10 protein-coding genes are annotated in these 14879 nt (G+C 49.1%); 6 read left to right on the forward strand and 4 right to left on the reverse strand.

The window, feature by feature from the left end; translation table 11 throughout:
• Positions 1-167 precede the first annotated feature (167 nt).
• From VNZ60_RS11345 to VNZ60_RS11360, 4 genes are all read left to right on the forward strand, one after another.
• Positions 168-1247 carry a hypothetical protein gene (locus tag VNZ60_RS11345; RefSeq protein WP_325659149.1) on the forward strand — a complete coding sequence of 360 codons (1080 nt, stop codon included), beginning with the start codon at positions 168-170 and terminating at the stop codon, positions 1245-1247.
• Positions 1248-1758: 511 nt separating this feature from the next.
• Positions 1759-3807, forward strand: coding sequence for an AIPR family protein (locus tag VNZ60_RS11350; RefSeq protein ID WP_325659151.1), 2049 nt, complete (start codon positions 1759-1761; stop codon positions 3805-3807).
• Positions 3808-3947: 140 nt separating this feature from the next.
• A complete protein-coding gene (locus tag VNZ60_RS11355; protein ID WP_325659153.1) occupies positions 3948-5237 on the forward strand; it encodes a DNA double-strand break repair nuclease NurA in 1290 nt (429 codons plus the stop codon).
• A 29-nt stretch (positions 5238-5266) separates the two neighbouring features.
• On the forward strand, positions 5267-7105 hold the full coding sequence (locus VNZ60_RS11360) for an ATP-binding protein (RefSeq protein WP_325659155.1): 1839 nt from the start codon (positions 5267-5269) through the stop codon (positions 7103-7105).
• Between the two features lie 27 nt (positions 7106-7132).
• Here the strand turns inward: VNZ60_RS11360 and VNZ60_RS11365 are convergent, their stop codons facing one another.
• The 3 genes from VNZ60_RS11365 to VNZ60_RS11375 all read right to left on the reverse strand — a co-directional run bounded on the left by VNZ60_RS11365 (position 7133) and on the right by VNZ60_RS11375 (position 11018).
• Positions 7133-7369 (reverse strand): hypothetical protein, encoded by a 237-nt coding sequence (locus VNZ60_RS11365; RefSeq protein WP_325659157.1) that lies wholly within the window; start codon positions 7367-7369, stop codon positions 7133-7135.
• A gap of 110 nt (positions 7370-7479) precedes the next feature.
• Complete coding sequence (locus VNZ60_RS11370) at positions 7480-8850, reverse strand: hypothetical protein (protein WP_325659159.1); 1371 nt, start codon at positions 8848-8850, stop codon at positions 7480-7482.
• On the reverse strand, positions 8847-11018 hold the full coding sequence (locus VNZ60_RS11375) for an ATP-binding protein (protein ID WP_325659161.1): 2172 nt from the start codon (positions 11016-11018) through the stop codon (positions 8847-8849). Before VNZ60_RS11375 ends, VNZ60_RS11370 begins: the two co-directional genes overlap by 4 nt.
• A 497-nt stretch (positions 11019-11515) precedes the next feature.
• Between VNZ60_RS11375 and VNZ60_RS11380 the strand changes: the two genes are divergently transcribed.
• Positions 11516-11947 carry a very short patch repair endonuclease gene (locus VNZ60_RS11380; protein WP_325659163.1) on the forward strand — a complete coding sequence of 144 codons (432 nt, stop codon included), beginning with the start codon at positions 11516-11518 and terminating at the stop codon, positions 11945-11947.
• On the forward strand, positions 11944-13122 hold the full coding sequence (locus VNZ60_RS11385) for a restriction endonuclease (protein ID WP_325659165.1): 1179 nt from the start codon (positions 11944-11946) through the stop codon (positions 13120-13122). Before VNZ60_RS11380 ends, VNZ60_RS11385 begins: the two co-directional genes overlap by 4 nt.
• Positions 13123-13131: 9 nt before the next feature.
• Here VNZ60_RS11385 and VNZ60_RS11390 read toward each other — a convergent pair whose 3' ends face one another.
• Positions 13132-14838, reverse strand: coding sequence for a hypothetical protein (locus VNZ60_RS11390; RefSeq protein ID WP_325659167.1), 1707 nt, complete (start codon positions 14836-14838; stop codon positions 13132-13134).
• Positions 14839-14879: the final 41 nt, after the last annotated feature.

A 14879-nucleotide genomic window follows, 5' to 3' on the forward strand; every position in this document is an offset into this window, starting at 1 on the left:
AAGTGCCCGCGTATCAAATGTTTTCGTATGGAGAATGAACATAGCAATTTAGAATGCAATTGAACATTATGTTTGACGGCAGGCGGTTGGGTACCAGGTCAATGTAGCGGGGTGCAGTGAGCGATGTCAGACAGAAAGCCCTCATAAGAGGGTCATAAGGGGTGAAAATGCAGGCAATCAGCGCGTTAGTGAATACAGCCGACGAGGTTCTTGCCCCGCAAGCCACAGCACTGTCACAGATTTTGCTGGACTCAATCCCGAATGATAAGCGGCATCAAGAGGCTTATCGGGTGTTAGGCTACCTCGCTAAGGAAACGATCAGGGTTGGTTCTAACAACTCCTTCGCAAAAGTTACGACGAAGGCTATTCACACGGACCTAGGTGGCAACCTGAATAGCGAACCTTCCAAATGGATCAATCAGATCTGGAAAACTCTCAAAGGACGCGTGTATCCCGAGCTTCAACCAACCTTGATTCGACGGTGCCGAGACCAAGGACTGACCCATTATCCGACCGTTCACAAAACATCTGGCAATCCAGCCTACTACTACCTTGATTTCGAGCCACTGCCTGACCAGCCATCGGAAGCTCCTACGTTTTCTGACATAAATGACGTGCAGTCGCTGGCCCTAGCTTATGAGCCTGACCTAACGCTCCGATTGTCTCGACGTGGGAAATTTCTCTTTAAACAGGGATTGATCTTAGACGGTCGAAAGCGGTGGGCAATGGCCGCATGGCTCATGTTTCAAATTGTCGGCACGGCAGCGGTGACAATATTGCTTTGGGTTCTTCTGGCCTCGGATAAAAGCCCAATCAGCATGAGTCACCTGATCGCCGGATTGTTGATGGTGTTCGTCCCATGGCTTCTATACCACCGCACTGAAAATTTGATGCACCTGCTCGATGATCGCGTTGGGCTCGCCCCTGACTGGATGCTACATTGGAAGGAATTCGGCGCGACGGTAGAGGTTGTTAAGGGGAAAAGCTCTGATGAGCCGCGTCGGATACAGGTATTACGCTATACCGCCACCTGTCCGGTTTGCGGCGCAATGGTAAAACTTGACCGTGGGGAGCCCGACTTTCCACGCCGGTTGGTAGGACGATGCGGGGAAAGTCCACGCGAACATGTTTTTAGCTTCGACCGCATAACCAAATCTGGTACGCCGCTTGTAGCACCGCCAGTGATGCGATGGACCCACAATGCGATGGAGCAAGATTCGAACATGAGATTTGATCTAACAAGATAAGCCCGAAAACTGACCTTGGCGTGGCTGTTCGAGTTTAGCTAACTGCATATCCGCATTCAAAGTAACCGCCGATCGGCATTCAACTGAACATGGATGCAGCCTTGGGTTTTAACCCCGCTAACTGGGCGCTGGCATATTGCATTTGAATACAAAGAAGGCCCCGATCATGTGTTCGACGAGTTCAGGCGCATGTCTAAGGGCCCCGCAGGGCGTCATCATTTGGTTTCGCCGCGACCGCGACAAGTTGCCCTCGTCATCTCGTGCGGCAAGTATGACCGCCAATAAGTTTACTCGCTCGTGAATTCCTTACCCTTGCTAGTTAATATTTTTTCATCTTCCCTCCCTAAACAAATGCAGGTTGATGTACATTTCTCAATGGAATTTTTCTAAATACTACTTAGGATCTATGTGACTTCTTCGTTATCCAAAGCGATTTGTTAAATTCCATTCCAAAATCTTTAAGTATCGAACCAGCATTTAATAAAGATGGGCAAGTAAGGGGGATAAGCGTTTGATCGAAGAACAACTTCAAGAGCAGTTTGCGCGACGGATTCATGCGGAAACACAGGAAAAATTGGCCGAAATGGATAGCATTCCGTTGGCTGCAGAGGTCGCATTGCTCGAAGTGATGCTCGGCTATCTTGAAGAGGCTGGAACATTTGCAGAACATGAGATCTGTCCCTATGAGGATTTGACCGGACGCAATAGGTGTAGGGTAATAGCCTACGCCCTACCGGAAGATGCGCGCAGACTTGAACTTTTCACGTCTCTTTATGTACCGGAACACATGTCCCAAGCGTTACCCACTGAAGAAATCGAACGTCTTACTGGAAGAGCGGCCAAATTTTTTGAATATGCATCGAAAGGTGTTTATGAAAGATTTGCGGGCAACGAAGCAGCGGCCGCGGCCGCCCGTCATATCAACGAGGAATTCGAACAAATTGAAGAAGTAAGGATACATGTACTGACCAACGGAATGGTAAAGGGTCGTATCGTCGACCCAATTGAAATTGCAGGTAGGCAGATAGATTTTTCGGTATTCGATCTTGAGCGCCTGTTCCGTTCATCCCAGGAAGACGTCAGCCGTGATCGAATCGAGATCGATTGCACCAAGTTGCTCGGGCGTCCTCTAGCGTGTCTAGAAATGAGACCTAGGCCAACAGAGTATGAAACATACCTGTTGATGGTGCCAGGCAACCTGATCGCCGATCTTTACGATGAGTATGGTGCAAGGCTTTTTGAATTCAACGTCCGTTCGTTCCTGCAAGCCAAGGGTAATGTGAATAAGGGGTTGCGGGAAACACTACGCATTAGTCCAGAGCGATTCCTGGCATACAACAATGGAATTACTGCAACTGCGGATGAAATCGAGGTTGCCACCCTTGCGGGAGAAACCGTGATCAAACGCATTAAGGGCCTGCAGATCGTAAACGGCGCGCAAACGACGGCTTCAATACACAGGGCCAGAAAAATTGATCGCATAGCGGTCGATCAAGTCGCAGTTTGCATGAAGCTCACCTTGGTTCAACCGGAAAAGCTCGGGGAATTTGTACCTCTAATAGCCCGTTACGCCAATACTCAGAATGTCGTACAGATTTCCGATCTTTCCGCCAACAATCCGTTCCATATTGCGATGGAACGCCTCTCCGGTAAGGTTTGGTGTCCAGGGGAAGAGAGCCGCTGGTTTTACGAGAGAACCCGTGGCGCCTACCAGGTCGCCTGTCTTCGATATGGAAGTACTCCGGCGAAGCGACGAGAGTTTGAGCAGGAATGTCCGAAGCAGCACAATTTCAGCAAGACGGATCTGGCAAGATGTCTGATGGCTTGGTGGCAGTTTCCGCAGACCGTGTGCAAGGGTATGCAGAAGAATTTTGCTATCTTCATGACAGATCTTTCGGAACGTTTTCCTTCTGGAGAGCCAGGTGAGGCCTTTTATCGCGAGGCCGTGAGCTTGATTATTTTGTTCAAACGCACTCAATCCATAGTGCGGAAACTTAAACTACCGTCATATGGGACGCAAGTCGCCGCATATGTTGTTTCAAAGTTGTCGGTACATTGCAACAACAAAATAAATCTCGGCACAATATGGGAGTCTCAAGAGATTTCCGAAGAACTTGAAGCCATTATTGTGGAATGGGCTCCCAGAATTCACGAAGCGATCATCGCTGGTGCTGGCCGCAGCAATGTTGGCGAATGGTGTAAAAAGAACGATTGCTGGACGCGTATCAAGGATCTAGTCCTGACGATACCAAGTGAGCTACCGGAATTTGACGATCAAATCGATGCAGATGAAGCTCCAAATGTTGTTGGAGTAAATTCTGGTATCGAACCAACAGACGCGGTGGATATCTGCTGCAAATTAAATGGGGTGGAGTGGACCAAGGTAATGGCTTGGGCTGCAGGATCTGGAAAGGTATTGGAATTCGATCTTCGTGTGGCAAATACCATCGCAGGATATGCAATGACAGGTTGGCGGTCTCGACCTACTGTCAAACAGGCGAAGAGAGGGGTGCGCGTGCTGCAAGCGGCTGTTGGTGATGGCATTATTGGGCTGGAGTGATGGGACAAATAGCTTATTGTGTGTAGTCCCTATTCGGCAGATTGAACAAATCTCCAATAGCATCTAGTCTGCCTCACTTTTGTAGGATGACTCACCCACTCGGTATGATATATTCGACATGATATTTTGAAGAGGGTCATGTGACTGCCACCGAGAACATTCGACGCCGCATCGAAACCAGGATATCCCAGGGGGCATTTCTTGCCAGTCTACTGGGAATGGCAAAGGGCGATTCCACGGATGTGCAGGAAAAATTCGTCATCCAGTTATCCCGCATTGCCGCACAGGTGCGAGGTATATTCGAGAACAATGATCTTATCCGCAGATTGCCGTACGATCCCAAAATATTTTGGCCAAAGCAACGCGGGCGAGCAATTGCATTCATCGATGCTGGAGTGGCGAGCATTGACCTTCCGTCCACTGCACCTGTCGGTATCAGGGTAGGCAGTTATGTGGTGAGGCCGGGAGATGAGTCAAAGGAGCGCGAAAGCTTCAATATCGAGCTATCTCTCGTAGATGATCTTTACAGTACTCGCGGGCATCTCTTCGACGACGATTTCCACGATCTCGCGAAGCTACGTGACACGGCCCGCATGACCAGTGAAACCGCCGCTGCCTATCGATTGGCCAAGGTGCAGGGAAGCGCGGATATCATTATGCTGCATGGTCCTCTAGTAAACCCGGTTGCTCCGTACGGACTTGACGAATTTCCTGCATTCGGGTTGGATGCCTGTCGTACATTTCATGATGAACCTCAATGGGATGGTGATGATACCGATCGGCAGTTCGTGCCTATCTATCTTGGACTGCTCGAGCGGCTCCGTAATAGTGGTAAACCTGTCTTTGGTGTAGTTGAGCGATCGGTGGGACGGGATCCGGTGGTGACGAGGCGCCTTCTCGCCCATCTGTGCGAGAAGAAATGGCTGAAAGAAAGTGATCGCGACAATATCCTTAATGGTATCCAGGCCTACGGATTGAACGATACCGCTTTATTGGATGTAGTCTTAGGTGAAGGTGAATATACTTCCCCTATACCAGTCAACCGTCAAGGCCCAGTGAATAAGTGGCCAGAACAATGGAAAGAGTTGATTAGGAAGTATCCAGCTTCACTAACCACCTATCTGAAGCCATCCGAGGCCGTTCTTCCTTTTCGTATTGAGACGTTTGAGGATACCCCGAATCTGGATGATGCCATCGATCTCATCCTGCACACCAGCCGCCTGCTGCCCTCGTACGGCTTTCCGGTAGGACTTGATATCGTCGATAAATTCGCCAAAGTTCCATCATGGATGAGCCGCGGAGTTAAGGGACAGCACCAAGCGGTTTTGATCCGGAAAGCCCTTGAAAGTGGTGATCCGCGTGCAATTACCTTTGCAAAACGTGTGCTGGCCGCTAAGGGTCGGGATTGGTTGTTCCGGCCTGAAGCTTAGCGATCAAGATTTTCAGGGAGAAATAATACGTGCCGCCTAAACAAAAACAACAACCGCAATCCACAACCAATTGGAAGCCTATTGGAACCGTCGTAGGTAACACATCCACCAGTAGCTACACTTTCATTTTGCGTAGCTTCCAGGCCAAACTTGGGGACATTGTTGCAACGAAGCTCGAAGCACCAGGCTCCGCAGGAAAAACTTCAACGGTTACGGTATGGGGCCGAATCGTTTGCATCGATCGCTTCAATCCATTTTTCCCGGCGGAGGCTGCCCAGGAATTGGCCGATGAAAGTATCCGCTTCATAGACACAGTCCTTTCTGGGAGTCGAGACCACCTGGAAGCCGAGGTTTTAATCCTCGGAGCCACTGCAGAAAATGATACCAAAGGTTTGCAACTCTCGCCCCTGACCTATCCCGTGAAACCGTCAGCCGATGTCTTCTATCCAACGGCGGACGATGTACGTCGCCTCCTTACTGGTGAAGAACCTGAGCACCACAAATTACGTATTGGAAGTCTTATCGCACGTCAGGATGTTGAAGTGTCGTTGTCGGCGAAACATGTGGTCTCACGCCATTTGGCAATTCTTGCCATGACCGGCGGTGGAAAAACAGTGGCGGCGAGACGCATCATCCGGGAGCTCATCGATATCGGCTACCCACTGATAATCTTTGATCCTCATGGCGATTATCTAGGTTTTTACGAAAAGCGGAATTTATTCAAAGGGAAGACTGTTCAGATACTCTATCCAAAGATCAGGGTTCGTGAAGGGAATCTTGGAACCATTGCCGATTTGATCGATAAAATGGGTAGGCGCCTTACAGACGCACAACAACAGTTCTATCAATATCTCGTCAGTGCAACACAGGTTATCGATGGCGAGGCTGCTGCAGATTACATTTTGAGATTGATCGATTTCGCGGGTAACATTGCGTTAAAAAAGAAGAAAGAAGATATTCCAGACGAGCTCCAGAATACCAGGAGTAGCACAATGAATGCGGCTAAGCGTTCATTGGAATTTGTATATGCCAATCTGGTCCAGATGGAGCAGAATAATGAACGACTTCGCACGCAGGAGCGTTTCCGTGCCTACGAATTCAAGGAGATGCCCGATCCCTCCGACGCCCCAGATGAAATTGTCAGCCCGAACACCGTATCCATATTCTACTTGGCCGGTTATGATCATTTGAACCAGTCTGCAATTGTATCCGTAGTTCTTGAGGCGTTGTTTATCCATCGTTCAACCTTGAACGGCCTTATCCCACCATTCCAAGCGGTTGTCGAAGAAGCTCATAATTTCATTCCCAGTCGGGTGGAGGGGACCGATGAAACGCCATCGCTTCCGACGATTCGTAAAGTCATTACGGAAGGCCGGAAATTTGGAACGGGGTTGATATTGATTTCCCAACGACCTTCCAGACTGGATGAGACTACGCTTGCCCAATGCAACAGCTTCCTTGTTCTTCGATTGGTAAATCCAAGGGACAAGAGCTTTGTAAGATCGGTGATGGAAAATCTAACTGAGAGTGATGCAAACATCCTGCAGACGTTTGGGCCGGGTCAAGGTATTGTATCTGGACAGGCAGTCCGCTTCCCTTTGTTAGTAAAGGTTGATTATGACGACGACCTCCGTAGCGAAGCCATTGGTGATGAGGACTTCATTACCGAAGCAATAAAATGGAAACCAAATACCAAACGGGCATCAAATTCGTCAATTGTAAAACAGGTATTCTCTGCAACTGACGCTGGCTCTCCAAGCGAGACCAAGGATATAGGGAAACCGCGTCCGAATACCAAGCCGAAGCCAAAGCCCAAGAAGCAGCCCGGCCGGCGGAAAGGAATCGTGCCAGAAGGTTATGGCAAATGACGGCATTGGACCAGAATCCCAATCGCACTAGTTCAATGCACCCCAGAAGATATCTTTGTTGAGGCTGGATTCCTTCGCCAATGCATCTTGATCGACGTGATTCTGGATACTCCCATAAAGGCCGGGTCGACCAGTGTCTTGTGTGTCGGATGCTTGTTGGCAAGTGCTCATGAAATCAGGCATTAAGCGTACGATTGCGGCCCCTGCTGATACGAACATTCCGGCCATTTTAATTTCCATACTGGCCGGCCGGGTGTTCGTCATGATTTCATCGCCTGCGCCGGAAAGGTCTGGGCAGCTGCGCGCTATCAACAGGCTGGGTTCTTACGAAGAGAGCACATCACTTTTGTCCGCATCTATCACCAAAAAAGTGCTCAGTAAAAAGCGATCTTCCCAGGCCGCCTCATGTGACTGGAATACTGATGAGATATCTCATCAATCACATCCTTCCTTAGACGTGTGATCGATTTCCCATCAGGAGCCGATCCATGCGGCTTGGTAAAAAATATGCGACATGAAACAAGCAATCGTCCCCGGATTTTTTCGATATGGATCTCCGGAGTCACATAAATTGATTCATTGGCTCCACCTTTGCCATTGGAAAAAAAAGGCTTGGGCGCATCTGAGGAGACGAAAAGGGCGAACAGAAATCTCTGCGCTCGCGGCTTGTTTTGCGCATAATCGCAATCGGCGCTTAACTCAACTGCATAGATATTCTTGCCGTCAAGGGCCTTCTTTATTACGTCCTGATTTTCTTTAGTTGTAGCATTCCATGAGTGCGCAAATTCTCTGCAAACAGTTTCCCTCCAATCGCCAGCAACATCGGTCGGACCAACGTCACGTGAAAGCCCTGCCTCTTTGTCGTTCAGGTACACCTCGCTAAGGCGTATTACGGCACCTCTATCCAAAGGACTAACATCACTATTCGCAGAATGTATAAAAAAATCGTTTAACAATGGTACGAGATCATTGTTAGGAAGCCCAATCTTCTCCGCATTCGGAATCTCTAGAAATGCATCAAGGTAGCCGTTGCTCGCCTCTCTCTCCAAGCAGTCCTGGGCTATCGGCAAAAGAGCTTGTACAATTCCTTTGGTCGGGCTCGCGGGTGCATGTGGATAGCCCAATGCTTCCTGTGCCATTCGAGCCATGACCTTCTTTACATGATCTTGGTTCTCAAACGTGGCTCCACCTTGCGTGATTGTTCGAACCAACTCGTTTGTCGTTTCCGCCGCGGACCTCGAAACGCTGGCCTCCCACTCCATCACAGCTTGGAGTTGAGGATACTTTTTAATGATCGCATCAATGGCGGACTGAATATTTTTGATGGCCTCAACGTCCCCATTCGCCGCTGCACTAGCAATATCCTTAGGCAGAACCTCATACCCGAAGGGTTTCAGCGCCGGATCGATTCTAGTACTCAGATAAGCCCAGGCCTCAGCCGCTTCTTCCGCATAGTTAGACCAGAAAACAACTAGATACGTCGAAGGGGAAACTAGCTGCTTGGTGAAGGAGATCAGTGCGCCAATGTATTGCTCCTTCTTGGTTTGCGTGGGGCCAAGAAGATGAAGGTCAGTGACCAACAATCTAATCCCCGTATAAGGCCGCGATGGCACTCGCTCAAGCGTTCCCTCGTTGACTAAATGCGACATCACTGGCAGGCCACAAACTCCCAATCCATGTGCGACTTCCAGAAGCTCTTTCCGCACATCGTCGAGGACGATAATTGGACACGCGTGGCTTATCATGTTTTATCTTTCGAATTTGAAAAGAACAACGTTACGGCAGCACCATCGAAAGGTTTTGCAATTTCGAAAAATTCCCGAGCCTCATCAACCGATCCCAATTGGAGTTTTCCGCCCACGTTATCCATCACGAGTCGACAGTAATAGAGCCCAAGCCCCATACCCCCTGTCCGCTTTGTAATGAAAGGCTGCAACGCATCCGCGGGACTGATCGCGAACCCTGTTCCGTTATCCGCCACTGTGAGTATTCCGCCGTCCTCTTCCGACCAGCCGGTCATGATCAAAATAGCTGGTTTGTGCAAAGGTTCCTTCTCTAACTTGTATCTGTACTCAGCCCAGTAGATAGCGTTGTCAATGATATTGTTGAGTGCGCTTAACAACAGGTGCTGAGGTGCCGTCACAAAGAAGTCTGGGCTGTCACCAGTCAACACTGGCGCCGACACTGTTATGCCATGAAACCGGAATCGCGCCTCATTCAATTCAAGGATCTGTTTGATCAATTCACGAATTGAGAGGTGACGTGCCTTGCTTTGACGGAGAAGGACCGAGATTGAGTCCAACATTTGTCGCAGCTCGTTCAATCCAGTTCTCAATCGATCCAGGGGAATCCCTTGCTCCGCCTGTGAGGTCAGGGTACGTATCGATCGGTCGATCTCATGAAAGACGAGGGCTAGTCCCATGCCGGCCATTCCGGCATTTAGCATGACGGATTGAACCTGCTCGACTTCCTTCTCAATGGCTTTAACGTAAGGTGAGAGTGTCTTGGAGAGCTCTTTGTCGTTTTCACAGACGGATTTCAGACCAGAAATTGCATCCTTGAGTTTGATGGTTGATCCAACTTGGGTGTCATCTCCTTTCAATGCATGGTCGATTGCGCGACGATCCGTATCATGCACTTTCTCAAAATGCTCTACCGCACTTAACACTAAAAGACGGAAACGTGAATACGTTTCATCCTGATTGAAACCTTCACGATTGGTCTTCTCTCGCAGACCTGTACTTGCTGCAAGATCCAAATCTATTGCAGCAACCATTTGATCGGAACCAATCTTGGCGGTAGGACGATTGATACGACGAGCGTTCAGTGCCAGCCAGTCATCGTCAGGCTCGCCATAGTTGTAGACCCGAATACCATCACGGAATACACGGACCCCTGACTGATCACGAAGCCACTGTTTCGTCTGGCGTGGGTCACCTATCAGTCGCAAAATCTCATCGCGGCGATAAAAAACATGAAACCGTCCCTTGATGGATCCAATATCTTTAAGGGCGGCGGTCGTATCAACGAACAATGGCACATCGTCACCGGAGGCCGCGTGAGCCTTTGCTTCCTTGACAGCCTCGTCACACCACTCAAGCTTTGTCCAGCCAAGCGAACATTCTTCTCTGGCTTTCAAGCCTTTCAATCGAGGGGGGGAAAAATTGTAAGTCCAGGTAAAACCTTCTGGCGCAATCTCAAAATCATACGTCCAGATCGATCGCTTTAACAATTCTTTAAGATCGGGTACGTCATCGATATCTTTCTCACGGCTAGGCACTTCCAACGACACTCTGAAAGAGTCGTTTGACTTGAACGGGCTTTCCAATGACACCACCAGACGCTTGAGATCACGCAAATCCTTCCTTTCCCACTCTTTCCTGGAAAGATCAGAAATTTCAATGATGGTGCCATGTTTCCCATCCAAAAAATCTACTGCCTGCTTTCGCTCGGTGATATCGACCTGCAAACTGCCATCAACATACGCGGACGAGTCGATAAGGTCGTTCCAAGCCATCTCGACAACAACTTCAGAACACCCTTTTGCCCGGCTGATCATGCGAAGGCGGCTCCCCAGTTTCTGGACGGCCAGCCGTCCCACGCCCTTTTCGCCAAGAGGCATGCGCATGTATATCGGGCTGCGAAGGCGATACTCTCCACGTTTCGAGTCAGTACCAATATCCAGCCATTTTTCGCGAACGACTTCACTCGTCATTCCACAGCCGTCGTCTCGGACAATGATCTGACGATTTTTGAGATCCACGAGCACATCAACATGTGTGGCATCAGCATCATAGGAGTTCTTTACTAACTCAAATATTGCAAGTCGGTCATGACCGACGAGCTGATCCCCCAGTAGCCGGAGAATATGGCTGCGAACCCTAATGGGAAAACTATTGGTTATATCGGTCATTTTTTGATTGGGTTCGATGACTAACTGAAATTTAATTTTAGTATCCGGGGGATTAAAACAATTGCCTATCCAATCGATTTACCACCATTCGTGGCATTTAGAAATCATGAGGTCAAATCCAATATTTGTTGCCGCTATACTCAGGTTATCCAGAATCGACCTACACTACGGACCCGTCGAGATCTCGTGTTTGATTTATTCTAAATATAATATTTCAAAAATTTGCTTAAAAGGAAATAGTGTACTGTAGTATATATTAGCTATGCTCACACTCATTTTTCACGATGAATGTACTCAATGACATTCCTGCGACAGGGCATTTTGGGGCCAAAATTCCAGTGCCGGTGGGCTATTCTCTTGAATCCGCAATTGCCGACTGGGTGGACAACAGCATATCGACCGGTGCCAGCGTAGTTACACAAAGCACCTCTCTTCTTGAGATCAGGAGCTGCTTCCAATCGAAAGGTTTTCATTAAAGACGGGGAATGGAATCGACGATGGTTGACGTCATGTCGTCTGAGAAGCGTAGTGAACTCATGTCGCGCATCCGAGGGAAAAACACTGGCCCCGAATTGAAACTAAGGCGCGCGGCCTGGGCTATGGGTTTACGTTACCGCCTCCATCTACGTGTAGAACGAGCTCGGCCAGACATGGTGTTTCTGGGCGCCCGCGTAGCCGTCTTCGTAGATGGCTGTTTCTGGCATTGTTGTCCGTTGCACGGTGTCATCCCCAAGAATAATCGCACCTTCTGGCAACCAAAATTGGATCGCAACGCAAAACGTGACGTCGAGACGAACAAGAAATTTATAGCGGCCGGATGGAAAGTATTGCGATTCTGGGAGCACGAGGTTGATGACTCTCCGGAATTATGTGCCAGAAAAATTGCCGATGCTGTCTTAAAAAATGTTAGCTACGCACACAAAAAATGAAAAGATATACAGGCGATGAGCTTGAACAAATCGATTTGATCATTGATGCTATATACCAAGGGTACAAAACTGATAGGGGAGGTATTGCCGATCCGTTAGTCAAGCTCCTTGGCGTTAGCCGACAAGGAGGTTTCCGTTACCGCGGTACATATGATCGTCCGACTCTCCTGGTTTTGACATCCAATCTCGCAGAGCCAGATTGGCCCGATGAATTGGACCCGACCACGGGTCGATTCGTCTATTACGGAGACAATCGCCACCCGGGACGTCTACTACACGATACGCCTCGCTTCGGCAATCTGATTCTGAAACATCTGTTCGATCTCGTGCATACCAATCGAAGGTCCGAGGTACCTCCGATTCTGATTTTTACTTCCGAGAGCCCCGGCAGGTCGTTCCGATTCCGCGGCTTGGCTGTTCCGGGTCATCCAGCCATGCCGCCGACCGAGGATCTCGTGGCTATCTGGAAGACGACCGCCGGTCATAGATTTCAGAACTATCGCGCAGTCTTCACCATTCTCGATGCGGCGGTCATCAGCCGTCAATGGGTCCATAAAATGGGCAACGGCCTTCAAGACATTTTGGAAGCACCAATCACCTGGCAGGTGTGGACAAAAAGCGGGCTGGCGAAACCGCTGGAAGCACCGAGAAGTCAGCTAGTCCGCTCCCAGAAGGAACAATCGCCGGCCAACGACGAAGACTGGTCCTTGGTTGATACAATCAAGGATCGATTCCGGGACAATGCGTTTGCTTTTGAGGTATGCGCAGGTGAGATCACCAAACTATTACTTGGTGATGAAGTGCGACTTGACCTGACCCGGCCATGGCGCGATGGAGGGCGCGATGGCATTGGCATACACCGTCTAGGACGTGGACTTGCATCTATCGGAGTTGTATTCGCGTTGGAAGCCAAGTGCTATGGGCGGAGGACGTCAGTGGGAGTCACAGATGTTTCGCGATTAATCAGCCGGATCAAACATCGGGAATTCGGCGTGCTTGTGACTACCTCTTTCGTACATCACCAAGCATACAAGGAGGTGGTGGATGATGGACATCCGGTAATTTTTGTTACTGCGATAGACATAGTCGGCTTATTGCGTAACGCGGGATATGGTACCCCGTCCTTGGTCAATGCATGGTTGGATGGCCTTTCTCTACTGGCAAACTCGGCATGAGCACCTAAGCTAGTCGTATACGTCCACCTTCATTCCATGAAAAAGATATTCGGTATGGGAGCTTGGCTCCTGGGGCACGGCATTTGTATCTTCTTTGGCCTTCTGCCAAGCTGCTTCCAATGGGGCATCATGTCTCTGGCTCTCTGACATCAACCTGCATAGTCGAGGCCATGACAACCATGCCGCGCGTTCATCATATCGATGTTCGCCACTGAATCTCGCTGAAAAACGCGTCAAGACCACTGTGCGGATTTCAAGCGAATCCGCGTGGATTCCTTTTCCCTGAAGATCCAATTTAGACAGGATTTCCGATTGTGATGTATTCGATACCCAATCACATATCTGCTCGACCCATTTGTTCCCCTTGTCAAGAAGGTTTCGGAGCTTGCTTTGTCTTTCCCTGAGACTGTGTGCAAAAACGTCAAACCACTTCAGTTGGAAAAGGTAGATGCAGTTGGTTGAGCGCTCAAATAAAACGGCATCTATATCCGTCTCCGTATTTCCCGCAGCCCTACGTATTGAAGCATTTTCGCGGCCGATGACATATTGCTCAATAGGAAGGAGTTTGTAGAGATCCTGCTGAAATTTTGCTTCGCGTAGGTTGACTACCCTGTCCCAATCTTCTCGGTATTTCCTTTTCAGCTCGGTGACCAAAAATGTACACGTGTTATTAAGATAGCCGAATTGGGGAAGTAGTGCGAAATACTTCCCGAAGCGTATGTTGTAGGGAAGTGGGCAATCATGGTTCGAGAAGTATTCTTCGGCATGCTTGGCAGTTAACATGAAGATGTCTTCGATATCATCGAGCTCTGTTTCGGTGATGTCATCTAACTGTTGGCGCCATATCTCCCGCAAATCTTCCACCCGGACAAAATTCGTGAGTAGATTTCTTAAATCCAATCGCTCTCCATTTAACGTACTGAGTCGTGTGGCGAACGAAAGGTGAAGACAGGTACGAGCAGCGGCGGTGGTTGCGATCCACTTCCATTCAGCGAAAGTACGTGAACCAATGCGTACGTCATCCGGAAAAGCATCAGCCTCAGCAGATTGGATCATCAACCTCTGGACATAATCTTGATAAAGGCCAAGCAGTTCTCGATCGGAGTCATAACAGATGAAGTGCTCCCTGTGGATTCCGACATATTGGTCGATGCGATCCCTGGCCCATCCTTTGATTTGTTGATCCAAATGATCGTGATACTCTTTTTTTTCCTCCAGCATTTTGTTTACAAGCCAGACATGGTCGTCTCGATCAATGGACTCCGCATCACGACCCAATACATGAATGGCGACATGCTCGTCGGAATGAAATTCACAGCGAACAAGTCCATAGCGTTCGCTATGGGAAAGTCTGCGAAGAATAGACAGTCGACCGGCTTCGTAGAGAATTTGATCGGCCCATTTTGCAGTTGACGTGCTTGATGGAATCCACGGAATACCGTCGGCGAATTTTTCAAGAACGGGCAGGAATACACGGAGGATCGGCCCTATCCCATGGACAATAAACCTGCATTTCGACATCAGCTCGGTGGAAAGCTCCGAGTTCCCAAAGCAATTCAGGAAATATGCATGAAGGTCAGCCGACCTCACTAGCTCAATCAGCCCCTCCTGTTCGTGGCCGGCGCTATCATCAAGCGCCTTCCGCAGCCAGTTTTCGAAGTATTCGTCCAACTTGGCAGCAACGGAATTAAATCCTGGCGGAATGTCGTCGGCCATAGAGGAATAATAGGTCTCATGTCAAACTGATTATGAATTTT

Origin of the sequence: Collimonas sp., assembly GCF_035566375.1 — a bacterium.
GTDB lineage: Bacteria > Pseudomonadota > Gammaproteobacteria > Burkholderiales > Burkholderiaceae_D > Collimonas.

What these genes read in the sequence shown, in the direction of transcription:
- VNZ60_RS11375 (WP_325659161.1), bottom strand. Translation starts at nt 11,018, where the DNA reads ATGACCGATATAACCAATAGTTTTCCCATTAGGGTTCGCAGCCATATT.
- VNZ60_RS11370 (WP_325659159.1), bottom strand. Translation starts at nt 8,850, where the DNA reads ATGATAAGCCACGCGTGTCCAATTATCGTCCTCGACGATGTGCGGAAA.
- VNZ60_RS11390 (WP_325659167.1), bottom strand. Translation starts at nt 14,838, where the DNA reads ATGGCCGACGACATTCCGCCAGGATTTAATTCCGTTGCTGCCAAGTTG.
- VNZ60_RS11380 (WP_325659163.1), top strand. Translation starts at nt 11,516, where the DNA reads ATGGTTGACGTCATGTCGTCTGAGAAGCGTAGTGAACTCATGTCGCGC.
- VNZ60_RS11385 (WP_325659165.1), top strand. Translation starts at nt 11,944, where the DNA reads ATGAAAAGATATACAGGCGATGAGCTTGAACAAATCGATTTGATCATT.
- VNZ60_RS11345 (WP_325659149.1), top strand. Translation starts at nt 168, where the DNA reads ATGCAGGCAATCAGCGCGTTAGTGAATACAGCCGACGAGGTTCTTGCC.
- VNZ60_RS11365 (WP_325659157.1), bottom strand. Translation starts at nt 7,369, where the DNA reads ATGACGAACACCCGGCCGGCCAGTATGGAAATTAAAATGGCCGGAATG.